The sequence below is a fragment of the Enterobacter sp. HNDS-6 genome (assembly GCF_039850505.1).
GTDB lineage: Bacteria > Pseudomonadota > Gammaproteobacteria > Enterobacterales > Enterobacteriaceae > Enterobacter > Enterobacter kobei.
The window spans coordinates 167,888-193,134 of the sequence record NZ_CP156673.1; the positions used below are offsets into that span (position 1 = coordinate 167,888).

Consider the following 25,247-nt stretch of genomic DNA (forward strand, 5'->3'; position numbering starts at 1 on the left):
GCGGTAATGACTTACCGCTGCTGGAATCTTGCCCACACGTTCGGGTTAAACAGCTTGTTCGATCTGTTCATCCAGCAGTTGTGGAATAATATCGGCAGCATCCCGGGAAAGTTTACGTCTTTTTACTGCGCGGGATGGAGGCTGGCATAAACTACAGGCGAAGCTGCCAACAGGCTGATGAGCATGGGTAATAAAATTGCCATCGCAGCAATTGCAGCGCGACAATTCAAGCATTCCGCTCTCAACAAAACGTACCAGCGTCCATGCGCGGGTCAGTGCCAGCAGGGGGCCTTCGTCCTGCTGCGGGCATTGTTCAAGGTAAAGTTTATACGCTTTGATCACGGCGTCGACGCCGCTACACAAACCGGTTTTCAGAAGGTATTGCCAGGCGTTACAGAACATCGATGCGTGGATATTTTGCTCCCACGTCATAAACCAGTCTGTCGAAAACGGCAACATGCCTTTCGGCGGGGGACTACCACGTAACTCTTTATACAGTTTAATGAGGCGACCACGGCTCAGCTGAGTCTCGCTTTCCAGCATTTGTAAACGAGCACCCAGCGTAATCAGCTCCATGGCAAGCTGTATGTCACGCGCTTCCTGAACAATGCTTTTCTCGCTCATTGCTAGGCCCTTTTCTTACGGGCTGCGTCATCAGGCTGGCTGATTTCGTTAAGCAAGCGAGTGGAGAGAAGAATACCGGTATGGATCTGTTGCAGATCGTCAACACGGGATTCCTGCGTCAGACGCGTGATCGTCTGCGGATTGTCAAAACGGAACTGGCAAACCAGTTGATTCGTTTCGGCCAGTTTTACCATCTGCGGGAGGGTTAAACCACCCAGCATGGTTGCCATTTCTTCGTTAATACCCAGACGAAACATCGCGGACGCTTTGTCCTGACTAATTAAACGCTGCGCGAGCAGTAAATATGACAAATTGATGTCATAGATATGTTTTAGCAACTCGGATGTATGCATTGTTCCCATCCCGAATAACCAACTATTATTTTTATGCGGAAAGACCGCACCCCGTGATGTCGCCGGGAAATCACCCGGTATAAAAAGAAAAGGCTAAATGCATAGTTGAATCTAGGTTTGTATTCATCGAAACGCGCAAGAGTCGAAACGCAGTAACGTCTCTTACGTGGTTTATCATTTCTTACAAATAACTAAGATTTTTCCTAATTCGACGCAAACTCTACTCGTCAGATTTGCCACATACAATGCAGCCACCCTCAAATTTAAAAAAAATGTGATCCACGTCACACAATTTAAGTGAATATCCTCCATAAATCCATCAGTATGACTTGTAGTTTGTTCATTTTTTGCCCAATTGGCACAGTTTTGTATTCTTAATCGACGAATAGTCATGCAGAAGGGTGAAGCGAACTGGCATGTATCGTGCTTTTCCTGCCGTGAGCGCGCCCCGGAAACCTTCACAAGATGCTCATCTTAAGGAAACATTTTTCTTACCGTGAAAAAACATAGAGTTATGCAAGCCGCCCACAAAAATTGTTTCAGAGCGTGATCATTCGAAATATGTTTATAACGGGTTAAAACGATTTAACGGCAAAAGAGGGAAATTGTGTGATTTACGTTAAGTTGTTAATTTTTTTCATTTAGACGCGTTTTTCAGTTATTCTTCTTATAAGAATAATTAATGAATAATTATGATAAGCTTCACACTAATGTCGTAATCCCCTCTTGCAGATCCTGGTCATTCGCGGTAATGGTGATCACACGCTGTCTTTCAGACATCTAAGGAGTGCGACATGAGTTACTCCCATCTGCTTGTATCTGTTGCTGTTTCCCCCGAAAGCCATCTGCTTGTTTCCCGGGCCGTGTCCATCGCCAGGCCCAGCAATGCGCGCATTAGCCTCATCACGCTTGCAGCCGAACCCGAGATGTATAATCAGCTGGCAGCCCCCATGCTGGAAGATATTCGTGAGGTATTGCAGGAAGAAACACAGCAATTTCTGCGAGAGTTGGTAGAAAAGGCACAATATCCTGTTTACGAGACCGTAATTGCGACCGGTGAACTTAATGCTCATATTCTCGACATGTGTCGCAAACAGAATATTGATTTAGTGATTTGCGGGAACCATAACCACAGCTTTTTATCACGCGCAGCTTGCGCGGCAAAATCGATTGTCGCGTCAAGCCAGGTTGATGTGCTGTTAGTGCCGCTTGGGGGGTCGTAAACCCCCCGGAGGAATATCAGGCGAGTTTAGGGAATGTTGCGATCTTTTTTTGCAGATCGCCTTCATGGCTTTGCGGCGTTATTTCGCGGAGATCCTGAATAAAACGCGCCTGCCAGTGATTAATATCGTTCTTACGGATCGTTTCCATCATCTCAGCATGGCGTGAAATGCGCTCCGTCAGCGGCATGGTCAACGCGCGGTTGAGGGCATTAGCCACGTCATCCCTATCGTAAGGGTTCACGATAAGCGCTGACGTGAGCTCATTCGCCGCCCCGGCAAACTGGGAAAGCACCAGTACCCCCGGGTCCGCCGGGTCCTGAGCCGCCACATACTCTTTTGCCACCAGGTTCATCCCGTCACGTAACGGGGTGACCAGCCCCACGTCTGCATAGCGGAAGACTTTCATCAGGATTTTGCGGTCAAAATGCTGATTCAGGTAAAAGAGCGGCGTCCAGCCAAGCTGACCATAGCGACCATTGATGCGCCCCGCTTCCGTTTCCAGCTGGTGACGAATATCCTGGTAGGCCTGAACTTCACCGCGCGACGTTGGCGCTATCTGGGTATAACGGATTTTACCGTGGTGCTGAGGGTATTTATCCAGCAGCGTTTCATAGGCCAGGAAGCGTTCCGGTAGCCCTTTGGAATAATCCAGACGCTCTACCGAGAAGATATTCTTCACATGCTTGAGTTCATTCTTCAGCTGCGCCAGCTTCGGCGGCAGCGGGCCGGAAGCCTGATCCGCAATCTCGTCGGGTTCAATCCCAATCGGATACACTTCGGTGTGGAAGGTTTTCCCCCACGCCGTATGGGTCTTGCCGCCTTTTGTCATCAGTCGCGTTTTACCTGACACCGAATCCAGGAACGCGAGGCGGTCATTTTCGGTCTGGAAGCCCAATAAATCGTAATCACACAGCCCCTCCAGCAGCGCTTCATGCGGCGGCAGTGCGGTAAAGATCTCCGGCGTCGGGAACGGTATGTGCAGGAAGAAGCCAATCCGGTTGTTTACCCCCCTTTTACGCAGCTCTCGGGCGAAGGGCAGCAGGTGATAATCGTGGATCCATAAAATATCGTCTTCCTCTATAAGAGGCAGCAGTTTATCCGCCAGCAGCGCGTTGACGCGCGAGTAGCCTTCGAAGGATTCACGCTGGAATTTGACCAGGTCAAGACGATAATGAAACGCAGGCCACAGCACGGCGTTGGAGAATTGCGAGTAATACTCGTCATAGTCTTTCTCTTTCAGCGCAAAGGATGCCCACGTGATATTCCCACGCGTCACTTTGTTAAGCGGTTTCTCTTCTTCACTGATTTCACCACTCCAGCCAAACCACAGCCCACCAGCAGCTTTCAAGGCACCTAACACCCCTACCGCCAGGCCACCTGCACTGGATTTTTTATCATCAGGCGGTGCAATTCGGTTAGAGACGACGACTAAGCGACCCATAATGATTTCCCCCTTTGTTTTGCGCTATTTGTTGTTGTTGCTGGTTAGCGATATCAGATATCCACTGCCAGACGGCGTCGACATTTGCCAGACGCCATTCTGCAACAGTGTTACCAGGCCCCACCTTAACGGCGATCCCTCCGGCCTGATTCACCACGCGAAATCCGGCCTCGTCGGTCAGATCATCGCCTAAAAATACCGGTATACGTCCCTTAAATGGCGGTTCCGCCATAAACGCCGCAATAGCAGCACCTTTATTAATGCCCTCAGGTTTTATCTCAACGACACACTTCCCCGGCTGCAGCGCGAGCTGCGGGTGTGCATCGACCACGCTACGGGCAATCGCAAATATCGCTGCTTCGTGATGCGGTGCCTGCCGATAGTGCAAGGCGAATGCCATGCCTTTCGCTTCCAGTTCCGTACCCGGGAGTGACGCCAGCGCCGAGGAGAGTTCAGTGTGTAACGCCTGAATTAAGGTATCGGGGAGTGATACAACATGCAGTTGATCATGGATATCGCGGCGCTCCGCTCCGTGTACACCGGCTAGCGGAAAGTGGTAAGGACTGGCGAGCACATCCAGCTCGGCCATTGAGCGCCCTGAAATCAATGCCAATGCGCCCTCGTTCAGTCGAGAGAGCTGCTGTAAATTCTCTAGCACCGTATCCGGTACGACCACGTCGTCAGGATGCGGCTGGATCCCGGCGAGCGTCCCGTCGAGGTCAAAAAAGAAAGCATATTTTCCGGGCAGTACAGGCGGTGCGGTTAACGAGTCAGCCACCCTTTTCCTCCTTACAGTTGATGAGAGGTAAACGCCTTTACCTCTTTCATAGCCATGTAAGTATAGACAGTGTGATGGGGCTCGCCATTTGACAACCGCCCCGCCAGCAAAACTGGCGAGGCGGTTCAGGGGTCAACTATGGTTATAAGTTGAGCAATAAAAAGTCAGCGTCGGGGTTACACGGTACGCTTTGCTTTTTGCTTGTAACGGTCGAATATCACCGCCGCCAGCAGGATCAGACCACGCACCACGTACTGAGAGAACGGCGAAATATTCAGCAGGTTCATGGCGTTCTCTACCGTCCCTAAAATCAGGATACCGGCCACCACATATGAGATTTTTCCGATGCCGCCCTTGAGGGAAACACCCCCTAAAACGCAGGCAGAAATGACGATCAGCTCATAACCAATCGAGGTCATTGGCTGGCCGCTGGTCATACGCGAGGCCAGAATAATCCCGGCGGCGGCAGAAACCAGTCCCGAGAGGACAAAGATAATAATCTTGGTGCGCACCACCGGCACACCGGCCAGACGTGCGGCTTCTTCATTGCCCCCGATCGCCAGAGTATTGCGGCCAAACGTGGTCCGGTTGAGCAGGAAGCCGAACAGGATCAGGCAGGCCACGGTGAGCCAGATTGGCGCAGGCAGGCCCAGCCAGTTGGCGTAACCCAGCGTAAAGAAGCGCTCGTCTTCAATCCCGACCGCTTTACCGTCGGAGATGATATAGGCCAGACCTCGCACAATTTGCATCGTCGCAAGCGTGGTGATCAGGGCGTTAATCTTCAGACGAGCAATGACAAAACCGTTCACCAGGCCGCTAAGCACGCCGAGTAACAGACCCGCCAGCACGCCAATCCACAGGCTTTCTGTCATGTTGATCACCACGGCGGTGGTCACGCCCGCACAGGCGATAACAGAGGCCACCGACAGGTCGAAATCACCGGAGGCCAGACAGAACAGCATACCGCAGGCCACCATGCCGGACATGGAAATGGCCAGGCCCAATCCTTTCATATTAATGAAAGTGGCAAAGTTAGGGACGAAGATCGCACAGGCGACGAAAAGTGCGGCAAAGACCACCAGCATGCCGTACTGATCCCAGATACGACCAAAACTAAAAGCCGACTTCGGCGCTCCGGATGTAGTAACAGAGGACATCATTAACTCCTTACTCAGGCGACTGCCTGGCTGACTTTAGGCATGGCGAGGTTCAACGCCTGTTGTTCATTCGCCTGTTCATGAAGTAATTCACCGGCGATTTCGCCTTCACGCATCACCACAATGCGGTCGGCAACGCCAAGCACCTCCGGCAGATCGCTGGAGGCGAAAAGTACCGCCACGCCGCGTTTTGCCAGTTCATAGATCACGTTATAAATCTCGTGTTTTGCGCCCACATCGATACCGCGCGTCGGCTCATCCAGCAAAATGACCTTCATGTCTTCCGACAACCAGCGGCCTAAAATGGCCTTCTGCTGGTTCCCCCCTGACAGATTCATAATCAACTGTTCCGGGCCGGGCGTTTTAATATTCAGCGAGCGAATATGGTGATCGGCATTGCTCGACTCCCAGCTGTCGTTTATCAGGCAACCCGCGCGAATAAACTTACGGCGGGCGGAAATATTGATGTTGTCACGCACCGAATGCACCGGAATGATCCCTTCCGCTTTGCGGTCTTCCGGACAGAGCATCATTCCTGCCCTGATTGCGTGGGCGGGTTTCTGGATATCAACCTGCTCACCGTCGATGGAGACCCGCCCTGCGGAAATGCGGGTACCTCCGAACAAGCCTTTCATTAATTCGCTGCGCCCCGCCCCTACCAGGCCAAACAGCCCGACGATCTCGCCGCTGCGGACGGATAATGAAACCGGTGTTCTCACGCCTGGCGCTTTCACGTTTTCCAGCCGCAGGCGTTCAGGGCCATACTCGCGCGGCTTCCAGTGATAGATATCGCCCAGATCGCGCCCGACCATCGCCTGAACAAGCTGGTCATGGTTAACCTGCTGCATATCGCTAAAGGTGCGCACATAGCGCCCATCTTTAAAGACGGTAATGGCATCGCTCAGGGCAAATATCTCTTCCATGCGGTGCGAGACGTACAAAATGGTGCGTCCTTCCTGTCGCAACTCGCGGATCACGCGGAACAGGTTTTCGATTTCACGCTTGGAGAGCGAGCTGGTGGGTTCATCGAAAGCAATAATTTTGGCGTTGCGCGCCAGCGCCTTGGCAATTTCAACCATCTGCCACTGGCCGATGGAGAGATATTTCAGCGGCGTCTGGGGATCGACATCCAGACCAAGATGTTTAAGCTGCAGCCCCGCTTCATAATTAAGTAGCGAACGGTTCACCACGCCGCCTTTGTGCGGAAGCTGGCCTAAATAGATATTTTCCGCCACGGTCATCTCGGGAATAAGGTGCAATTCCTGATAGATAATGGCCACCCCGGCATTAAGCGCCGCCGTGGTATCGGCAAAGGCCATCTCTTCGCCGCGAATAGCCAGCGTGCCGGTTGTTGGCGCGTAGTTGCCGCTGAGGATTTTTAACAGCGTGGATTTCCCCGCTCCGTTTTCCCCCATCAGGGCGTGAACCTGTCCGGCATAGCAGTCAAAGCTGATATCGGTCAGCGCATTAACACCGGGGAACGTTTTCCCGATGCCGCGAAAAGAGAGATAGGGATGAGACTGTTGCATAACGACTCCGTGATTCCTGTAGTCTGTACGTCTGGCCCCTTACGGCGAGTAAGGGGCACAATCACAGCGTATTACTTACCGCCCAGTCCTTTTTTCGCCAGTTCCTCTTTGAAGTTGTCGCGGGTGATCAGCACCACGTCGGTCACTTCGGTAAATTTCGGCGGTTCAGCGCCTTTGGTTACCCAGTTGTAGAGCATTTCGCTGGATTTGTAGCCGTGGACATCCGGGCTTGGCAGCAGAGAACCGTAGAAGCCGGTGGCCTGCGCTTTGGAAAGCTCACTGACGGCGTCAACGCCGTTGATGCCAATCCCGATCACATCGGGCGCTTTAAAGCCCTGGCCTTCTGTCGCACGGACCCCACCCAGCACGGTGTTATCGTTCATACCGACCACCAGCCAGTGCTTCACTTCCGGGTGCTGAACCAGCATGGAGTTCGCGGCGTCAAATGCCCCCGGGATATCGTTGGATTTGGTCGGGACTTTATAGATCTGTTTCTCCGGGAAACCGGCCGCTTTCAGCGCGTCCATTGAGCCCGTCGTGCGACGACGTGCCGTGTCCAGCTCATCAGCGGTAATGGCCATGACGGCGGTCTCTTTCACATCCCAGCCGCGTTTCTGCATTTCTTTATAGAGTTCCTGACCCTGACGTTCGCCGATTTTGGTCGCCGCCATCATGACCAGCGGCACGCTGTCCATCGGTTTGCCTTTGGCATTCACGAACTGATCGTCAACGGCAATGACTTTCATGTCATAACCGCGGGCTTTCGCCGCAATGGCGGACCCCAGTTTCGGATCCGGTGTACAGATAACAAAACCTTTTGCACCGCTGGCCGCCAGGCTGTCGATGGCGTTCAGCGTTTTCTCACCGTCGGGCACGGCGATTTTAATCACTTCAAAACCTAAATCTTTCCCGGCTTTATCTGCGAATTTCCACTCGGTCTGGAACCAGGGTTCTTCGGGCTGTTTTACCAGAAAACCGAGTTTTAAATTCTCAGCGATAGCGGATTGTGACATAACGGCAGCCAGACCGATGGCCGCCAGCGCTTTAGTAAATTTGTGCATGGTAAACTCCAGCTTTAGCATTCTTTTCTGTAGGGAATATTTGCGTGCTTCTTATTTAATCGGACTTAAAACAAGGCATTAGCGCTTACCTCGTCATAAGCGTTATTGCTGGTGATAGTTTTAGCGGGAAATTAATCATCCATAAGAGAGCCCCATCACACCGCAGAATTACAGTAATTGCGTACATAAATTCAGCGAAAAATGACATAAAAAAGGCAGGATTTGTCAGACAAATAAAAGAGGGGTGAGCAGAATTATCCATAAGATTAGCTAAGAAGTCCCTGATGCCATTAGACCGGTCACGCCGGGGCTAAGGGTTGAAAGGAACACCCTGCTTTCCATCAAAAAAACACACTCGCGCTGAAAATATATTTCCCGGCAAAAATTGATTTAGCGCAATTTTAATGAAACATCATATATGCGAAATGAATTATCTGTATTTCTTGCTTTCCCAGATAATTATTCCGGCGCAATACCCCCGAAACACAAACCGCAGCACTAAAAACAGACTATCTCTTTATTATCAGTAAGATAGTGAGATTTCATTTCATGGGAATCTATTTGCATATTTGTACTATATTAAATTTTGTAATGTATGGTAAAAACAGCGGGATTAAGACTTTTCTTAAATTAAAGACAACGGTATGCTTATTTATATCGAACACAGGAAGTGAATTTCGGTCAGCTTTGGCACTGCAGAATCTCTTTTTCTGCTCTATTTCTTCGTATTTGCCTGGCGCTCAGGTTAAGCAACGGACATCACGTCCCACAGTCTATAAGGATATGAGTATGGCTACCCAAACGATGATGCAAAAACTTAACGCGCAGATGAACCTTGAGTTTTACGCCTCAAATCTGCACCTTTACCTCAGTGCGTGGTGTTCCGAGAAAAGCCTTACGGGCTCTGCCACGTTCTTTCGTTCACAGGCCCAAAGCAACGTCACCCACATGATGCGCGTCTTTAATTTCCTGAAAGCGGCGGGGGCAAACCCGGTTGTTAAAGCCCTGGAGGGGATCAACGATAATTACTCTTCTCTGGAAGAATTGTTTGAAAAGACGCTTGAAGAGTATGAACAGCGTTGCACGACGCTCAACAAGCTGGCCGATGAAGCCAGAGCGCAGCATGACATGACCACGCTGAAATTCCTGCGCGATATGGATAAAGAGCAGCAGCAGGACGGAATGCTGCTGAAAACCCTTGCGGACGAGATCCATAATGCGCAACAGGCAGGTTTGTGCCCGGAACAAACCGATCGCCACCTGCTCGACATTGTCACAGTGCAGCATCACTGACGCTTTTGACCTGCTCCCGTTCGGAGCAGGTTACCTTCCCTGCGCCAACCTTCTGCTTTTGCTGAGATTTAACAAATCAGATCTCGCTCCCAATGATTAACCACACAACATGTAATGATTTATTTAATTACATAATCATTGACGAGGGAGCAGCATGATCACCATTGAGTTTATTGTCATTCTCCTCTGCCTGCTGACGGGTACACGTTTCGGCGGCATGGGGCTTGGGTTAATCAGCGGGATTGGCCTTTTTATTTTGTGTTTTGTCTTTGGTCTCCAGCCCGGCAAGCCGCCGGTTGACGTGATGTTGACCATTCTCGCCGTGATTGGTTGTGCAGCCACCCTGCAAACTGCCGGTGGGCTCAATGTCATGATGCAATTTGCCGAACGCCTCCTGCGCAAACATCCGCAGCACATCACGCTTCTCGCCCCGTTTACCACCTGGATGCTGACCTTTCTCTGCGGTACCGGCCATGTGGTCTACACCATGTTCCCCATCATTGCGGATATCGCCCTGAAAAAAGGGATCCGACCCGAGCGCCCAATGGCCGTGGCATCGGTAGCATCGCAGATGGCAATCACGGCATCACCGGTTTCCGTCGCCGTCGTGTCGCTGGTCTCCATCCTGGCCGCCCAGCATGGGATCGGTCACGCATGGGGGATCCTGGAAATACTCGCCGTGTCGGTTCCCGCTTCACTTTTTGGTGTCGCCATTGCTGCCCTGTGGAGTTTACGCCGCGGGAAAGATTTGTCTGACGACAGGGAGTTTCAGGAAAAACTAAAAGATCCAAAGCAGCGTGAGTTTATCTATGGCGGTACGGAGACGTTAATGAATCAACGTTTTCCGAAGCAGGCTTACTGGTCGACCTGGATTTTCTTTGCCGGTATTGCCGTGGTTGTCCTGCTCGGGGCCTTCCCCGAACTGCGCCCCGCCTTCGAGTTGAAAGGCAAAATGACGGCGCTGTCGATGAACCTGGTCATTCAGATGATGATGCTCATTGCCGGTGCCGTGATGCTGATGGCCTGCAAGGTCAATGCCTCAGCCATTTCTAACGGCGCGGTATTTAAGGCCGGTATGGTGGCGATTTTCTCGGTGTTCGGGGTGGCGTGGATGAGCGATACCTTTTTCCAGGCGCATCTCGACGAGTTAAAACTGGCGCTGGAAGGCGTGGTGAAAAGCCATCCGTGGACATATGCCATCGTGCTTTTCCTGGTGTCGAAACTGGTGAACAGCCAGGCGGCTGCCCTGACGGCCGTGGCGCCAATGGGGCTGATGCTGGGGATCGATCCAAAAATGCTGATCGCCTTTTTCCCGGCGTCATACGGCTATTTTGTTCTGCCGACCTATCCCAGTGATTTAGCCTGCATCGGCTTCGATCGCTCAGGAACCACCCGCATCGGCAAATTCATCATTAACCACAGCTTCATTCTGCCCGGGTTAATCGGTGTGAGCTGCGCGTGTGCGGCGAGCTACCTGCTGGTACAGACTTTCTTTTAAAGGCATCAACGGGCGACTTACGCGGTCGCCCGTTTGCAGATATTAATGCGACTCGCCCTGCGGGGTGAAGCGCAGCTCAATCAGCGCGATGGCTTTCTGGATCGCACGAAGCGTCACCGGGTCAGCGGCGGCAGGATGGCTGGTGAAATCAATGTTTCTCAGCTGCGTGGACATCTTCTCGCGGACTTCAACCGGGGCAATAACATCCAGAACATCAAGGATTTGCTTAATAACCAGCTGACAGGCAACAACGTCAGAGACCAGTTCCTGATCGGCGCTCAGGTTTTGTGACATGGGGCTTCTCCTTATTTAAAGGCCGTCATAGTATCAAAACGCAGCCCCTGACATCTCCCCTTCGTCACCAGCAGGGACAAAAAAACCCGCCGAAGCAGGTTTTTTTTTATCAGAACATGGCGCCCGGCGGCACGTCTTTAAAGGTGCGGCAGTAATTGGCCCACATACTTTTGAGGATTTTGCGCAGTTTCATTGTGATGCTCCATTAACTTGTCATACAGCTTTATCGTCAATGCGCCTATAATATGACCACCATCACAAAAATCAATGTTTTTGTGACATGCATCACAATTCAATTTACTGCAACACCTGTTAGCCAGCAAAACCGCGAACAAAATCAAAGAGAGAAGGCAGATCGTCCGGCTATTCCTGGCATTGGGCTACGTCTCTGCGGGTACGATAACGTATCTCCATCCACTCAGAGCGAACCATGAAAAGAGTCATCGTAGCCGGTACGATCCTGCTGCTCGCGGGATGCAGCGTTAACCGTCAGGCGGAAATCAGTAGCCTCGACGCACCAAACGGCATTGTCCGCCTCGATTACGGTCAGGCCGTGCTGCAAAATGCCTGGTCTGACGAATATGTAAATAACGGCACCGCAGTGAAAGCCTGCCAGGGTATGGGGTATGCCACCGCCTCTGCCTACGGGCAACCCGTCAAAACCTGTACGCTGATAAGCGGCTCTTTGTGCCTTAACGAAAGCGTGACCATTCAGTATAAATGCATGGGTTATGCCGTTAACCCTAAGTCAAATAATCCCTGGTATTAATCCAAGCTGCCAGCGTTTGCTGGCACTTTATTTAACTAAGAACAAAAACAATTCGCATTAATATAAAACCGACAATGCGTTTTATTCCCATTCGTATTTTGAAGTAATGAATATTTATTTTACGTTTTGCAAATAATTAAATAACAAATTATAGTGTCGCTCATTGTGAACCAGTAATAATAACCCGGAGCGTCACCATGCTGAAAACTGAAATGATCGACAAGCTCAATGCGCAAATGAACCTTGAGCTCTTTTCATCCCTTCTCTACCAGCAGATGAGCGCCTGGTGCAGCTACCACAGCTTTGAAGGTGCGGCCGCGTTTCTGCGTCGCCATGCGCAGGAAGAGATGACCCACATGCAGCGCCTGTTTGACTATCTGACCGACACCGGCAGCCTGCCGCGCATTGAGACCGTGGCCTCGCCTTTTGCCGAGTATAATTCTCTCGATGAACTGTTCCGCGCCACCTACGAGCACGAACAGCTGATCACGCAGAAAATTAACGAACTGGTTCATGCGGCAATGACCAGCCAGGATTATCCAACTTTTAATTTCCTGCAATGGTATGTGGCAGAACAGCATGAAGAAGAGAAGCTGTTTAAATCCGTGCTGGATAAATTATCCCTGGTGGGTAAATCAGGTGAAGGTCTTTACTTTATTGATAAAGAACTTTCCACTCTCGATACACAGAACTAATTTCAACGCGGTGCGGGTTTCCTGCACCGCGTTAATTTACATACATCCTGCGCAGCTGGTACAGCGCCAGTCATGGGGATTGACGGCCTGATAAAAATAGCGGTAGCTGGCCGTCTCAAGCGGAATACCCACCTCGAAAAACAGGTCTGTCAGCCAGTCAACGTTTTCGATAATCCACTCATCTTCCTGTAAGCCTTGTGCAAAGGTTTCATCTTCAGGATCAATAACCGAATAAATTGCCCAGGTGCCCATATCCTTTTCGCGGCGGGACTCAGGCAGCGTCAGAGGCTGGTTCTGCCAGCTTATTATCCAGTGTCCATGGCACAACAGATTGCCTCCCCGGCTCCATGCCGCCGTAAATGGATTCTCCCCCGCCATAAAAAACCCTCACATTATTTTATTATTTGCACGAGTTGTTTACGTTACGCCTGAAATTTGCGCCGTGACATTGCTCTTATGAAGTAGGTATCGCCCCATTAAGGATCACAGTACGCCTAACCTGTAAATATTTAATTACACATCTTGTAACGGTGATTTGACGAATTACGGCTTTTCCCTTACTCTGCGCCGCAGAAATTGTCGCGATTCACCATCGTTGTAGAGGAAAGCGTGAAAAACAGAACCCTGGGAAGTATTTTTATCGTCGCCGGAACGACGATTGGCGCAGGAATGCTGGCAATGCCCCTGGCTGCTGCAGGTGTGGGATTCGGGATGACGCTGCTGCTTCTTGGCACACTCTGGGCGCTGATGTGTTACACCGCGCTGCTATTGCTTGAGGTTTACCAGCACGTGCCCGCCGACACCGGTCTGGGTTCACTGGCGGCGCGCTACCTGGGACGCTACGGTCAGTGGATAACCGGCTTTAGCATGATGTTCCTGATGTACGCCCTGACTGCCGCGTATATTAGCGGGGCCGGGGAGCTCATCGCCTCCAGCGTCAATGACTGGTTTGGCTCTGACATTACCCCGGCGACGGGGGCAATCTTCTTTGCGCTCATCGGCGGCGGCGTGGTCTGCGTGGGGACCTCGCTGGTCGATCTGTTCAATCGTTTTCTCTTCAGCGCCAAAATTCTGTTTCTGATTGTCATGCTGGTCCTGCTGGCACCGCATGTGCACAAGGTTAATCTGCTGACGTTGCCGCTGGAAAAAGGGCTCGCACTTTCCGCTATCCCGGTGATTTTCACCTCGTTTGGCTTCCACGGCAGCGTACCGAGTATTGTCAGCTATATGAACGGCGATATTCGCAAGCTGCGCCGCGTGTTTGTTATCGGCAGCGCGATCCCCCTCATCGCCTATATTTTCTGGCAACTGGTGACGCTGGGCAGCATTGACTCTTCAACCTTTATTGGACTCATGGCGCAGCACGCTGGCCTGAATGGTTTTCTGCTGGCACTGCGCGAGGTCGTCACGTCTCCTCACGTGGAGCTGGCGGTCCACCTGTTTGCCGACCTGGCGCTGGCGACCTCGTTCCTGGGCGTGGCGCTCGGCCTGTTTGATTACCTGGCCGACCTGTTCCAGCGTCGCAATACGGTTAGCGGGCGGTTACAGACGGGGGTAATTACTTTCCTGCCGCCGCTCGCGTTTGCGCTGTTTTACCCACGCGGGTTTGTGATGGCGCTGGGTTACGCCGGCGTGGCGCTGTCGATCCTGGCACTGTTACTCCCTTCCCTGCTGGCATGGAAGAGCCGCCAGCAGCATCCTCAGCAGGGGTACCGCGTGGCGGGAGGAAAACCGCTGCTGGGCATTGTGTTTAGCTGTGGGGTGGTGATTATTCTGGTGCAGGTATTGATTGCCGCCGGCATGTTGCCGGAAGTGGGTTAAATAAAAAAGGGGCTATCTTTAGCCCCTTTTTTATCAATGCAAACAGCAGCTCTTAAACTTCTTCCCGCTGCCGCAAGGACACGGATCGTTACGCCCGACCTTCGTGCCGTTCACAATCGGCTTCTTTGCTTCCGGCTGCTGCGGGTTATCTACCCAGTATTGATATAAACGCAGTGCCGCTGGCTGGATGCGCTCAATGCTGGCGATATAGTCTGCTTCGCTCAGTTCATCCAGCTTCTCGCTGTTCTCTTCCGTACCGTGCAGGGCAATCACTTCGAGATCGGCCTTCAGAGACTCCGGCAAGGCTGACCAGTCCGTCAACGCCACGCCGCGCATATAGCCATAGCACCACTCTTCCACCACGGTGTAGCTCTCACCGTCGACGTCGTTATATCCAAACATCGGCTCAAACTGGTCCGGGTATTCGCTCAGCCGCTCAGCAATGTCGTTCATATGTTTAAAGCAGAGATCGATAAAACGGTTCATTTCACGATCGTTTTTCCAGCGCGGAATGTATTTCTCCCCGCCCCACACGGCCACCAGCCAGGTATCTGGCTCAACGACAACAGGGCCGGAAAGCACTGCGGTAAGCATGCCGTCCAGTTCGGATACGTCAATCACGGACGCATCGTCATGGCCGTAAGACATGAGAGTCTCTTCCAGCCATGCCATTTCGCTTTCATTTAATGGACCTTCCGTCATCGCGGACACTCCTGATAAAAAGGAAAAGATCCTAACACAGTTCTCACGCCGTTCCCGGCTGAAGTTTAGGTCTTTATTGCTGCAAAAGTGTGCAAATCGTGACCCTTGCACAACTTATGGGCTTTAATGTTAACGATATGTGATCTCCGCTGTAATTTCTTCTCCTGCCGCAGGGCGGCAGAACGCGGCGCTCTATACTCAAAGATGTCATAACCCCGTCAAGGGGTTAACCATTCTGGCAACGTTTTTGCTTGCTGTTCTTCGCGCGACGCTGCGCATGGAAACCTCGCCGTATCATGCAGGATGCCGTTCGTTTAGTGCATTTTGTTCTTGCCCGTGTTTTGGATTGGCTGCGCCCTGGGCGTTCAGGTTTACGCCGTGGTGCAAAAACCTCTTTGCTAAGGAACATAATAATGTCGCTGAAATTAATCAGAACTCCCCTGTCTCTTGTGTTAGCTGGTTGTCTGGTGACGGCGTTTTCCGCCCGGGCAGATATCGTGATTGGTGTCGCCGGGCCGTTTACGGGACCCAATGCCACCTATGGCGATCAGTACTGGCACGGCGCAACGCAGGCCGCTGAAGATATTAACGCTGCCGGCGGGATTAACGGTGAGAAAATCAAGCTGGTTCAGGGTGACGATGCGTGCGAGCCTAAACAGGCCGTGGCAGTCGCCAACCGCTTAGTCGACCAGGATAAAGTCAACGCCGTTGTCGGCCATTTCTGCTCCTCATCGACCATGCCCGCCTCTGAGGTGTATAGCGATGCGGGGATCATTTCCATTACCCCCGGCTCGACGAACCCGCTGATCACCGAACGCGGTATGAGCGATATGTTCCGCATGTGCGGCCGCGATGACCAGCAGGGCCAGGTTGCCAGCGACTTCATCATCGATAAGCTAAAAGCCAAACGCGTGGCGATCATTCACGATAAAGACACCTATGGGCAAGGGCTGGCAGACGCCACCAAAGCGGCACTGGCGAAACGCGGGGTCAAGGATGTGATGTACGAGGGGTTATCGCGCGGTGAAAAAGACTTTAACGCGCTGGTGACGAAGATTGGCGCGCAAAAACCGGACGTGGTGTTCTTCGGTGGCTGTCACCCGGAAGCCGGTCCGCTGGTTCGCCAGATGCGTGAACAGGGCGTGCAGGCGAAATTCTTCTCCGGCGACTGCATTGTTAATGAAGAGATGGTGACGGCGGCGGGCGGTCCACAGTATACCAACGGCATTTATATGACTTTCGGTAAAGATCCTCGTCTGATCCCGGACGGTAAAGCAGTGATTGAGAAATTCCGGGCCGCTAAATTCGAACCGGAAGGTTACACCCTCTACTCCTATGCTTCCGTGCAGGCCATTGCTGCTGCGTTTAAAGCCACGGGCGGCAAGGACTCCGCCAAAGCCAGCGAGTGGCTAAAAGCGAATACGGTCGACACGGTGATGGGTAAAAAAGCCTGGGACAGCAAGGGCGATCTGAAAGTCTCCGACTACGTGGTTTACCAGTGGGACGACAAAGGAAAATATAAGGAAGTGCAGTAACGGGACGGAATCACGCTCAACGTCGGCGGGCCTGCCTGCCGGCGCGTAATAAACATCAGGCTGCACACCACGTGCAGCCTATAAAACGAGCGCGCTAAGATGAGTACATTCTTCCTGCAGCAGTTAATCAATGGCTTAACGCTGGGCTCCGTCTACGGCCTCATCGCCATCGGCTACACCATGGTGTATGGCATTATCGGGATGATCAATTTCGCCCACGGCGAAGTGTATATGATTTCCGCTTACCTCTGCGCCATTGGCCTGGCGCTACTCTCTTTCTTCGGCCTGCAGTCATTCCCCCTGCTGATACTGGGAACGCTGGTATTCACCATTGTCGTTACGGGGGTGTACGGCTGGACCATCGAGCGTATTGCTTATAAGCCGTTGCGGAACTCTACGCGCCTGGCACCGCTTATCTCTGCCATCGGGATGTCGCTTATCCTGCAAAACTACGCGCAGCTGAGCCAGGGGCCGCGCCAGCAAGGGGTGCCAACCATGCTCGACGGCGTACTTCGTCTGCATCTGGGCGAAGGTTTTGTGCAAATAACTTATACCAAAGTATTTATCCTGGTCGCCTCGTTTGCCGGCATGCTGGTGCTGACCTGGATAATCAACCATACCCGGCTGGGGCGGATGTGCCGCGCGGTACAGCAGGACCGTAAAATGGCCTCCATTCTGGGGATCAACACCGACCGGATTATCTCCCTGGTCTTTGTCATTGGTGCGGCCATGGCGGGCCTGGCAGGTGTGCTCATCACCATGAATTACGGCACCTTTGATTTCTACGTCGGGTTTGTGATTGGCATTAAGGCGTTTACCGCAGCGGTGCTCGGCGGGATTGGCTCCCTGCCGGGCGCGATGCTCGGTGGGTTGATTCTGGGCGTCGCCGAGGCGCAATTTTCCGGCATGGTGAACTCCGATTATAAAGATGTGTTCTCGTTTGGCTTGCTGGTCTTGATCCTGATTTTTCGCCCTCAGGGTCTGCTTGGCCGCCCGATTGTCGCCAAAGTGTGAAGGAGAATACGATGACCTCTCACGGCTTTTCGCTTAAGCGCTGTATTCTGGACGCCATTTTTTCCGGCCTGATTGCGTTAATCATTTTTGGCCCGATTGCCGGCGTGGTGCTGGACGGATACAGCTTTAACTTCGCCGGACAGCGACTCGCATGGATAGTCGGCATCGTTATGCTGGGTCGTTTTCTGCTGAGCGCTTTTTTAAGTACCGCCCCAGGCGCACGTTTCCAGGCACGTTTTGAAGCCGACAGCGCAGGTGTTTATGTCCGGCCACCGGAATACAAAAGCCGCATGCGCTGGATTATTCCCCTGGTGATTGCCGTTGCCATTTGCTTCCCGTTTGTCGCCACTAAATATGTGCTGACCGTCGCCATTCTCGGGCTGATCTACGTGCTTCTTGGGCTGGGGCTGAACATCGTCGTGGGTCTGGCGGGTTTGCTGGATCTGGGGTATGTCGCTTTCTATGCGATTGGTGCGTACGGACTGGCGCTGGGGTATCAGTATCTCGGCTTAGGCTTCTGGAGCATGCTGCCGCTGGCGGCCATTATGGCCGCTGCCGCGGGCGCCCTGCTCGGTTTTCCGGTACTGCGCATGCACGGCGACTATCTGGCCATTGTCACCCTCGGGTTCGGGGAGATCATTCGCCTGATCCTGAACAACTGGCTGACGTTCACCGGCGGGCCTAATGGCGTGTCGGCCCCTCCTCCTACCTTTTTCGGCCTTGAGTTTGGACGACGCGCAAAAGAAGGCGGCGTGCCTTTTCACGAGTTTTTCCACCTCACCTATAACCCGAACATGAAGTTTATCTTTATCTATACGGTGCTGTTTCTGGTGGTAATGCTGGTGCTCTATATCAAGCACCGCCTGACGCGGATGCCGATCGGCCGGGCGTGGGAAGCCCTGCGGGAAGACGAAATTGCCTGTCGCTCCATGGGGCTCAATCATGTGCTGGTCAAGCTTTCGGCCTTTACGCTGGGCGCATCGACTGCGGGCATCGCCGGGGTATTCTTCGCCACCTATCAGGGGTTCGTGAACCCGACATCGTTTACCTTCTTTGAATCCGCGCTGATCCTCGCCATTGTGGTACTGGGCGGCATGGGGTCTACGCTTGGCGTGGTGCTGGCCGCCTTTGTGCTGACGGTCACGCCGGAACTGCTGCGCAGTTTTGCCGAGTACCGGGTCCTGCTGTTTGGCATGCTGATGGTGGTGATGATGATCTGGCGTCCACGCGGTTTGATCCGCATTAACCGCAGCGGATTTGCCGTGCGTAAGGGCGTCGCGCCATGAACGAAACGATATTGCGCGTTGAACATCTGATGATGCACTTCGGCGGGATTAAGGCGCTAAACGACGTCAACCTGGACGTGCAGCGCGGTTCCATTACTGCCCTGATTGGGCCAAACGGGGCGGGAAAAACCACCGTATTTAACTGCCTGACCGGCTTCTACAGAGCCTCCGGCGGCAATATTTTATTTACCAGCCGCAATAAGACGACCAACGTCATTCAGGTACTCGGGCAAAAATTTCAGCCGGGTGACTGGATTAACCCCGCGCAGTTCGGGCAGCGTCTGTTCTATAAAATGTTTGGCGGAACCCACCTGGTCAACCGCGCCGGGCTGGCACGCACCTTCCAGAACATCCGTCTGTTTCGCGAGATGTCGGTCGTGGAAAATCTGCTGGTCGCACAGCATATGCGCGTTAACCGTAATCTGCTCGCCGGGATCGTTAATTCCCCGGCCTACCGTCGGGCGGAAAGCGACGCCCTCGACAGAGCTTTCTACTGGCTGGAAGTGGTCGATCTGGTGGACTGTGCCAATCGCCTGGCGGGAGAGATGTCGTACGGTCAGCAGCGTCGCCTGGAGATCGCCCGGGCAATGTGTACCGGACCGGAGATGATCTGTCTCGACGAACCTGCCGCCGGGCTAAACCCGGTTGAAACGCATAAGCTGAGCAGCATTATCCGTTTTCTGCGGGATCATCATGACATCACGGTATTACTGATTGAGCATGACATGGGGATGGTGATGGAGATTTCGGACGATATTATCGTGCTCGACCACGGTGACGTGATTGCCAGGGGGAAACCCGCGCAGATCCAGCATGATGAAAAGGTCATTGCCGCCTATCTGGGCACGGATGAAAGCGAGGTCACCCTATGAGCGAACCGCTGCTGGCCTTCCGCGAGGTGGATGTATTTTACGGCGTGATTCAGGCGCTGAAACAGGTCTCCCTTGAGGTGAATACAGGAGAAACCGTGGCGCTGATTGGCGCAAACGGCGCGGGTAAATCGACATTACTGATGTCCATCTTTGGCCAGCCGCGTATCCGCAACGGACAGATCCTTTATCGCGGCGAAGACATCAGCCATAAATCCACCCATTACGTCGCCTCCGGCGGCATTGCGCAGGCACCTGAAGGCAGACGTATCTTTCCGGATATGACCGTCGAAGAGAACCTGCTGATGGGGACCATCCCGATTGGCAACCAGTTTGCGGCCGAAGATATGCAAACGATGTTCGATCTGTTCCCTCGCCTGAAAGAACGGCGTAAACAGCGCGCGATGACCCTGTCCGGCGGAGAACAGCAAATGCTGGCTATCGCCCGGGCGCTGATGAGCCGTCCGACGCTGCTGTTGCTGGATGAGCCCAGCCTGGGCTTAGCCCCGATTGTGGTGAAACAGATTTTCCAGACGCTGCGCGAGCTGGCCCGCAACGGGATGACGATCTTCCTGGTGGAGCAGAATGCGCACCACGCGCTGAAGCTTTCCGATCGCGGGTATGTGATGGTTAACGGGCAGATCCGCCTGAGCGGCAGCGGCGAGGAGCTGCTGGGCAATCAGGAGGTGAGGAAGGCGTATTTGGGTGGGGTGTGACGACACGATGTTCATGCACCATTGAACCAGCTTTATACTGTAACATCGGCAATTCAGCGGCATTTCATGACGTATATCGCTGCACTTATCCTCCTTTAAGCCACAACAATGCTTTCACTGAAACAGGATAAAATAATTTACTCGCGTAAATTCTTTTTATAGGCAATAAGTGTCCTTATGCGATAAAGTAATAAGGTGAAATTCTCACATTATTTTCGCAGCAAAACTATTAGCTAACAGGTGATTTCATGAAGAAATTTATTAAATGGATTTTTTATATCTTTATTGCTTTGATGATTCTGGGATATATCGTCGGTAAAAACGACAAATCGGAAGCAGGCGCGACTTCGTCTTCTGCACCAGTTGCGGATACGCAGAAGTCAGTACCACAAAAAGAAGTGTTTACGACCTCCGCAAAACAGCTTTTTAAAGCTTATGAAGAGAATGAAGTCGCAACCGATGAAAACATGAAAGGTAAGCTCATCTCAGTCAACGGGGTTGTTCAGTCCATTGATAAAGATTTTACAGACTCAATTATCATCGGCTTACAAACAGACAATCAGTTCATGCCTGCACGAATGGAGATGGAAAACTCAGAAAAGGCTACTGCCGTAGCATTGAAAAAAGGACAGCAGGTCACTGTGATTTGTAAAAAAATGATCCGAGTAATGGGTGCACCTTCTGGGCGAGATTGTATATTCGCAAAATAACGAATCGGGAGGGTTACCCTCCCATTCCATTCTTCCGAACACCTGCTGTCGCCCACATCATGCCATTCACCAATACCTGACATGCTTATATAATTCCCCTTATTCCACACACCAACTCCGTTGCAGTATCGGGGCAACATAACAATATGTAGACGCAATGATGTAATCGGTAAGCTGTACTTGCGAAAAGTGGGAATAATGGGAGAGTGAAATTAGAAAATAAAAAAACCACCTTTCGGTGGTTTATACGACACTGCTTATTGCTTTGATTATTCTTTGTTTCCCATGGTAGCCGGAGTGGGACTTGAACCCACACAGCGCGAACGCCGAGGGATTTTAAATCCCTTGTGTCTACCGATTCCACCATCCGGCCAGGGAAGAAAGTGGAGGCGCGTTCCGGAGTCGAACCGGACTAGACGGATTTGCAATCCGCTACATAACCGCTTTGCTAACGCGCCGTAAAACTTTTCTAACTGACACCCGCTACTGCGCATGTCTTTAATCTGGAGCGGGAAACGAGACTCGAACTCGCGACCCCGACCTTGGCAAGGTCGTGCTCTACCAACTGAGCTATTCCCGCATGTCATCAAGTCAACTTCTAAACACTTGATTTCATTATCGTCCGGCTTGCTGTGCCGCCGTTCGATGCGTTGCATTCTACTGATATGACGTTATGAGTCAACGTTATTTTTTGCTTCCCTGGATCGTTTGCTGAAAATTACGGCGAAACGATCACTGATCAAGCAAATCCCCGCGCGCAGCGTTCAAATATTGCAGCATTGACCACAACGTCAGCACTGCCGCTACCCACAGCAGACCAATTCCCGCCCACTCAACCCAGGCGTTTGGACGCCAGAGCATCCAGACCAGCGCCGCCATCTGTGCGGTCGTTTTCACTTTCCCGATCCAGGAGACCGCCACGCTGCTGCGTTTACCCAACTCCGCCATCCACTCACGCAGCGCAGAAATGATGATTTCACGGCCGATCATGGTTGCCGCAGGCAGCGTCACCCACCAGGTATGATAGTGTTCAGCCACCAGCACCATCGCGATAGCAACCATGACCTTATCCGCTACCGGATCGAGAAACGCGCCGAAGCGAGTGCTTTGATTCCAGCGACGCGCCAGATAGCCATCAAACCAGTCCGTTACCGCTGCGATAAGGAAGATCAGTGCGCAGGCAAAAGGTGCCCACACAACCGGCAGATAAAACGCCAGCACGAAGAACGGAATGAGTACAACACGAAAGAGAGTGAGCAACGTAGGGATATTATATTGCATAGTGACGGTAACTATTTGTTGTCAGTAAAATTTAGCTCTATGTTGCTACAGAGCCCTCAATGTTTCAACGAGTAGTAGATCTTTTCTGCCAGCCCTTGCGAAATACCCGGCACTTTTGCAATTTCCTCCATGCTGGCGTTGAGTAATCCTTGCAATCCGCCCATATACTTCAGCAGCATCTGGCGACGTTTTGGCCCGACGCCCTCAATGGTTTCCAGAGTACTGGTATTTTTCACCTTCGCCCGTTTTTTACGGTGCCCGCTGATAGCATGGTCGTGCGATTCATCGCGAATATGCTGGATAACATGCAGCGCCGGAGAGTCTGGCGGCAGAGTGAAGCCCTCACCTTCCGGTTCGAAGAACAACGTCTCCAGACCCGCCTTACGATCGGCCCCTTTCGCCACACCTAACAGCAGCGGATGATTTTTGTCCCACTCAACGTCGAGTGATTCAAATACCGTTTTCGCCTGGCCAAGCTGGCCTTTACCACCGTCAATCAGGATCACATCCGGGATCTTGCTCTCTTCAATTGCTTTACCGTAACGACGACGCAACACCTGATTCATGGCGGCATAGTCGTCTCCCGGCGTAATGCCGGTGATGTTGTAGCGTCGATACTCGGCGCGAAGCGGGCCATTAGCATCAAAAACGACGCAGGATGCTACCGTCTGCTCGCCCATCGTATGGCTGATATCGAAACACTCCATACGTTTCACTTCCGGCAACTTCAGTAGCGTTGCCAGCGCGGTTAACCGCTGGCTGACCGTCGATTGCTGAGACAATTTTGTGGTCAGCGCCGTCGCCGCGTTGGTCCGCGCGAGCTTCAGATAACGCGCCCTGTCGCCGCGGGGTTTGGTTTGTACGTTGACCCGACGGCCCGCCAGCTCGGAAAGCGAATCGGCCAGCAGGGTTTTATCGTCAAGGTTGAAATCGAGCAGGATCTCCGAGGGGAGCGTGCGCATCTGGCTTCCCTGTAGATAGAACTGGCCGACAAAGGTTTCCACCACTTCCCCCAGCTCGGTGCCACCAGGCACTTTAGGGAAATAGCTGCGGCTGCCGAGTACTTTGCCCTGGCGGATAAACAGCACGTGAACACAGGCCATTCCGGCGTCAAAGGAGACGCCGATAACGTCGAGATCGTCACCGGTATTCGAGACAAACTGTTTCTCGGTGACCCGGCGCACCGCCTGAATTTGGTCACGGATCCGTGCGGCCTCTTCAAACTCAAGTGCGGCGCTGGCTTTTTCCATCCGCGCGATCAGCTGGGTTAACACCTGATCGTCTTTTCCGGCTAAGAACAGGCGTACATAGTCCACCTGCTGGGCATACTCATCTTCACTGACCAGCCCGGCGACACAGGGGCCCAGGCAGCGTCCAATCTGGTACTGCAGACACGGACGCGAGCGGTTACGGTAGACACTGTTTTCGCACTGACGAATCGGGAAGATTTTTTGCAGCAGTGCGAGCGTCTCCCGCACGGCATAGCCATTCGGGAAAGGACCAAAATATTCCCCCTTCGCGTGTTTTGCACCACGGTGCATCGCCAGACGCGGATGGGTATCGCCACTCAGGAAGATAAAGGGATAGGATTTATCGTCCCGCAACAGCACGTTATAGCGCGGCTGATAGAGCTTTATATAATTGTGCTCAAGCAGCAGAGCTTCGGTTTCGGTATGCGTGACGGTGACATCAATATTATGAATGAGAGAGACCAGCGCTTCAGTCTTACGGGAGGCAAGGTTGCTGCGAAAATAGCTGGAAAGGCGTTTTTTAAGGTCTTTCGCCTTCCCCACATAGATAACCGTACCGCCAGCGTCATACATCCGATAGACGCCAGGCTGGCTGGTTACCGTTTTCAGAAATGCTTTTGAATCGAACACATCACTCACTGACTTAACAACGTCTCCGCATTACATAAACCATGTCGGATGGCCAGATGAGTCAGTTCAACATCACCATGAATGTTCAGTTTACTGAACATTCGATAACGATAGCTGTTCACCGTTTTCGGGCTGAGGTTCAGCTGTTCCGAGATCTCATTTACCTTCTGACCTTTCGTGATCATCAGCATAATCTGCAATTCGCGCTCAGACAAACTGGCAAACGGGGACTCGCTTTTCTCGGGTTCGATCTGGCTCAAAGCCATCTGTTGCGCAATGTCAGAGGCGATGTAACGCTGCCCGGCAAACACGGAGCGGATGGCATTGACGACCTCCTGCGGAGCGGCACCTTTGCTCAGGTAACCGGCCGCACCCGCCTGCATCACTTTCGCAGGCAGTGGATTTTCAGTATGCACGGTCAGCATGATGACTTTGGTATCTACGAAGGTACGCGCAATTTTGCGCGTTGCCTCAAGGCCACCGATGCCGGGCATGTTCATATCCATCAGCACCACATCGGCGGAGTTTGTGCGGCACCATTTTACGGCATCTTCCCCACAGCACACCTCTCCGGCAACTTTAATCCCTTTTATATCTTCAAGAATGCGTCGTATCCCTGCGCGCACCAGTTCGTGGTCATCAACAAGAAGGACGTTGATCAAAGGAAATGTCTCCAGAATAGGGATAACGCTACTGAGTGATAATTTGGTTTATATTA

Annotated in this window: 26 protein-coding genes and 3 tRNA genes; 12 read left to right on the forward strand and 17 right to left on the reverse strand. The window is 52.4% G+C overall.

Annotated features, from left to right (window positions below; genetic code table 11):
• Positions 1-45: 45 nt before the first annotated feature.
• Together flhC and flhD are read right to left on the reverse strand one after the other, a co-directional pair.
• Positions 46-624: a flagellar transcriptional regulator FlhC gene (gene flhC, locus ABFI50_RS00765; RefSeq protein ID WP_014884354.1), complete on the reverse strand. Its 579-nt coding sequence runs from the start codon at positions 622-624 to the stop codon at positions 46-48.
• Positions 625-626: 2 nt separating this feature from the next.
• Positions 627-977 carry a flagellar transcriptional regulator FlhD gene (flhD, locus tag ABFI50_RS00770; RefSeq protein ID WP_013096050.1) on the reverse strand — a complete coding sequence of 117 codons (351 nt, stop codon included), beginning with the start codon at positions 975-977 and terminating at the stop codon, positions 627-629.
• A gap of 794 nt (positions 978-1,771) precedes the next feature.
• Here flhD and uspC point away from each other — a divergent pair.
• Positions 1,772-2,200, forward strand: coding sequence for a universal stress protein UspC (gene uspC, locus ABFI50_RS00775; protein ID WP_014884355.1), 429 nt, complete (start codon positions 1,772-1,774; stop codon positions 2,198-2,200).
• A 16-nt stretch (positions 2,201-2,216) separates the two neighbouring features.
• Here uspC and otsA read toward each other — a convergent pair whose 3' ends face one another.
• From otsA to araF, 5 genes are all read right to left on the reverse strand, one after another.
• Positions 2,217-3,641, reverse strand: coding sequence for an alpha,alpha-trehalose-phosphate synthase (otsA, locus tag ABFI50_RS00780; protein WP_014884356.1), 1,425 nt, complete (start codon positions 3,639-3,641; stop codon positions 2,217-2,219).
• Positions 3,616-4,419 (reverse strand): trehalose-phosphatase, encoded by an 804-nt coding sequence (otsB, locus tag ABFI50_RS00785; RefSeq protein ID WP_014884357.1) that lies wholly within the window; start codon positions 4,417-4,419, stop codon positions 3,616-3,618. The genes otsA and otsB overlap by 26 nt, the downstream gene beginning before the upstream one ends.
• A gap of 176 nt (positions 4,420-4,595) precedes the next feature.
• Complete coding sequence (araH, locus tag ABFI50_RS00790) at positions 4,596-5,576, reverse strand: arabinose ABC transporter permease AraH (protein WP_014884358.1); 981 nt, start codon at positions 5,574-5,576, stop codon at positions 4,596-4,598.
• A 14-nt stretch (positions 5,577-5,590) separates the two neighbouring features.
• Complete coding sequence (araG, locus tag ABFI50_RS00795) at positions 5,591-7,105, reverse strand: L-arabinose ABC transporter ATP-binding protein AraG (protein ID WP_014884359.1); 1,515 nt, start codon at positions 7,103-7,105, stop codon at positions 5,591-5,593.
• 71 nt (positions 7,106-7,176) lie between these two features.
• Positions 7,177-8,166 (reverse strand): arabinose ABC transporter substrate-binding protein AraF, encoded by a 990-nt coding sequence (gene araF, locus ABFI50_RS00800; protein ID WP_008500409.1) that lies wholly within the window; start codon positions 8,164-8,166, stop codon positions 7,177-7,179.
• 789 nt (positions 8,167-8,955) lie between these two features.
• Between araF and ABFI50_RS00805 the strand changes: the two genes are divergently transcribed.
• Both ABFI50_RS00805 and ABFI50_RS00810 read left to right on the forward strand, forming a co-directional pair.
• Positions 8,956-9,459 carry a non-heme ferritin-like protein gene (locus ABFI50_RS00805; RefSeq protein ID WP_014884361.1) on the forward strand — a complete coding sequence of 168 codons (504 nt, stop codon included), beginning with the start codon at positions 8,956-8,958 and terminating at the stop codon, positions 9,457-9,459.
• A gap of 154 nt (positions 9,460-9,613) precedes the next feature.
• On the forward strand, positions 9,614-10,957 hold the full coding sequence (locus ABFI50_RS00810; protein ID WP_014884362.1) for an anaerobic C4-dicarboxylate transporter: 1,344 nt from the start codon (positions 9,614-9,616) through the stop codon (positions 10,955-10,957).
• 42 nt (positions 10,958-10,999) lie between these two features.
• Here ABFI50_RS00810 and ABFI50_RS00815 read toward each other — a convergent pair whose 3' ends face one another.
• Positions 11,000-11,251, reverse strand: a complete 252-nt coding sequence (locus ABFI50_RS00815) for a DUF2766 family protein (RefSeq protein WP_014884363.1) — start codon at positions 11,249-11,251, stop codon at positions 11,000-11,002.
• A 109-nt stretch (positions 11,252-11,360) separates the two neighbouring features.
• Positions 11,361-11,444 carry a stress response protein AzuC gene (azuC, locus tag ABFI50_RS00820; RefSeq protein WP_014884364.1) on the reverse strand — a complete coding sequence of 28 codons (84 nt, stop codon included), beginning with the start codon at positions 11,442-11,444 and terminating at the stop codon, positions 11,361-11,363.
• A 237-nt stretch (positions 11,445-11,681) separates the two neighbouring features.
• Between azuC and yecR the strand changes: the two genes are divergently transcribed.
• Positions 11,682-12,020 (forward strand): YecR family lipoprotein, encoded by a 339-nt coding sequence (gene yecR, locus ABFI50_RS00825; RefSeq protein ID WP_014884365.1) that lies wholly within the window; start codon positions 11,682-11,684, stop codon positions 12,018-12,020.
• 197 nt (positions 12,021-12,217) lie between these two features.
• Positions 12,218-12,715 carry a non-heme ferritin gene (gene ftnA, locus ABFI50_RS00830; RefSeq protein ID WP_014884366.1) on the forward strand — a complete coding sequence of 166 codons (498 nt, stop codon included), beginning with the start codon at positions 12,218-12,220 and terminating at the stop codon, positions 12,713-12,715.
• A gap of 36 nt (positions 12,716-12,751) precedes the next feature.
• On the opposite strand, the gene ABFI50_RS00835 is transcribed toward ftnA, so the two are convergent.
• A complete protein-coding gene (locus tag ABFI50_RS00835; protein ID WP_023338446.1) occupies positions 12,752-13,093 on the reverse strand; it encodes a hypothetical protein in 342 nt (113 codons plus the stop codon).
• A gap of 231 nt (positions 13,094-13,324) precedes the next feature.
• Here ABFI50_RS00835 and tyrP point away from each other — a divergent pair, with 231 nt between their 5' ends.
• Complete coding sequence (gene tyrP, locus ABFI50_RS00840; RefSeq protein ID WP_023338447.1) at positions 13,325-14,536, forward strand: tyrosine transporter TyrP; 1,212 nt, start codon at positions 13,325-13,327, stop codon at positions 14,534-14,536.
• Between the two features lie 33 nt (positions 14,537-14,569).
• On the opposite strand, the gene ABFI50_RS00845 is transcribed toward tyrP, so the two are convergent.
• Complete coding sequence (locus ABFI50_RS00845) at positions 14,570-15,238, reverse strand: YecA family protein (RefSeq protein WP_023330747.1); 669 nt, start codon at positions 15,236-15,238, stop codon at positions 14,570-14,572.
• 413 nt (positions 15,239-15,651) lie between these two features.
• On the opposite strand from ABFI50_RS00845, the gene ABFI50_RS00850 reads away from it, so the two are divergent.
• The 6 genes from ABFI50_RS00850 to ABFI50_RS00875 all read left to right on the forward strand — a co-directional run bounded on the left by ABFI50_RS00850 (position 15,652) and on the right by ABFI50_RS00875 (position 21,368).
• Positions 15,652-16,773 (forward strand): branched-chain amino acid ABC transporter substrate-binding protein, encoded by a 1,122-nt coding sequence (locus ABFI50_RS00850; RefSeq protein ID WP_014884370.1) that lies wholly within the window; start codon positions 15,652-15,654, stop codon positions 16,771-16,773.
• Between the two features lie 99 nt (positions 16,774-16,872).
• Positions 16,873-17,787 (forward strand): branched-chain amino acid ABC transporter permease, encoded by a 915-nt coding sequence (locus ABFI50_RS00855; protein ID WP_014884371.1) that lies wholly within the window; start codon positions 16,873-16,875, stop codon positions 17,785-17,787.
• 11 nt (positions 17,788-17,798) lie between these two features.
• Positions 17,799-19,073: a high-affinity branched-chain amino acid ABC transporter permease LivM gene (gene livM / locus ABFI50_RS00860; protein WP_023337448.1), complete on the forward strand. Its 1,275-nt coding sequence runs from the start codon at positions 17,799-17,801 to the stop codon at positions 19,071-19,073.
• The gene (locus tag ABFI50_RS00865; RefSeq protein ID WP_014884373.1) at positions 19,070-19,945 is read left to right on the forward strand and encodes an ATP-binding cassette domain-containing protein; all 876 of its coding nucleotides are present in this window, start codon (positions 19,070-19,072) and stop codon (positions 19,943-19,945) included. The genes livM and ABFI50_RS00865 overlap by 4 nt, the downstream gene beginning before the upstream one ends.
• Complete coding sequence (locus tag ABFI50_RS00870; RefSeq protein WP_045135357.1) at positions 19,942-20,658, forward strand: ABC transporter ATP-binding protein; 717 nt, start codon at positions 19,942-19,944, stop codon at positions 20,656-20,658. Before ABFI50_RS00865 ends, ABFI50_RS00870 begins: the two co-directional genes overlap by 4 nt.
• Positions 20,659-20,906: 248 nt before the next feature.
• Complete coding sequence (locus ABFI50_RS00875; RefSeq protein ID WP_014884375.1) at positions 20,907-21,368, forward strand: hypothetical protein; 462 nt, start codon at positions 20,907-20,909, stop codon at positions 21,366-21,368.
• Between the two features lie 286 nt (positions 21,369-21,654).
• Here ABFI50_RS00875 and ABFI50_RS00880 read toward each other — a convergent pair.
• From ABFI50_RS00880 to uvrY, 6 genes are all read right to left on the reverse strand, one after another.
• Positions 21,655-21,741 (reverse strand) — tRNA-Leu (locus ABFI50_RS00880).
• Between the two features lie 11 nt (positions 21,742-21,752).
• A tRNA-Cys gene (locus tag ABFI50_RS00885) sits at positions 21,753-21,826 on the reverse strand.
• Between the two features lie 46 nt (positions 21,827-21,872).
• Positions 21,873-21,948, reverse strand: a tRNA-Gly gene (locus tag ABFI50_RS00890).
• A gap of 152 nt (positions 21,949-22,100) precedes the next feature.
• Positions 22,101-22,649 carry a CDP-diacylglycerol--glycerol-3-phosphate 3-phosphatidyltransferase gene (gene pgsA / locus ABFI50_RS00895; protein WP_008500348.1) on the reverse strand — a complete coding sequence of 183 codons (549 nt, stop codon included), beginning with the start codon at positions 22,647-22,649 and terminating at the stop codon, positions 22,101-22,103.
• 56 nt (positions 22,650-22,705) lie between these two features.
• The gene (gene uvrC, locus ABFI50_RS00900) at positions 22,706-24,538 is read right to left on the reverse strand and encodes an excinuclease ABC subunit UvrC (protein ID WP_248217825.1); all 1,833 of its coding nucleotides are present in this window, start codon (positions 24,536-24,538) and stop codon (positions 22,706-22,708) included.
• The gene (uvrY, locus tag ABFI50_RS00905) at positions 24,535-25,191 is read right to left on the reverse strand and encodes a UvrY/SirA/GacA family response regulator transcription factor (protein ID WP_014884377.1); all 657 of its coding nucleotides are present in this window, start codon (positions 25,189-25,191) and stop codon (positions 24,535-24,537) included. The genes uvrC and uvrY overlap by 4 nt, the downstream gene beginning before the upstream one ends.
• Positions 25,192-25,247: the final 56 nt, after the last annotated feature.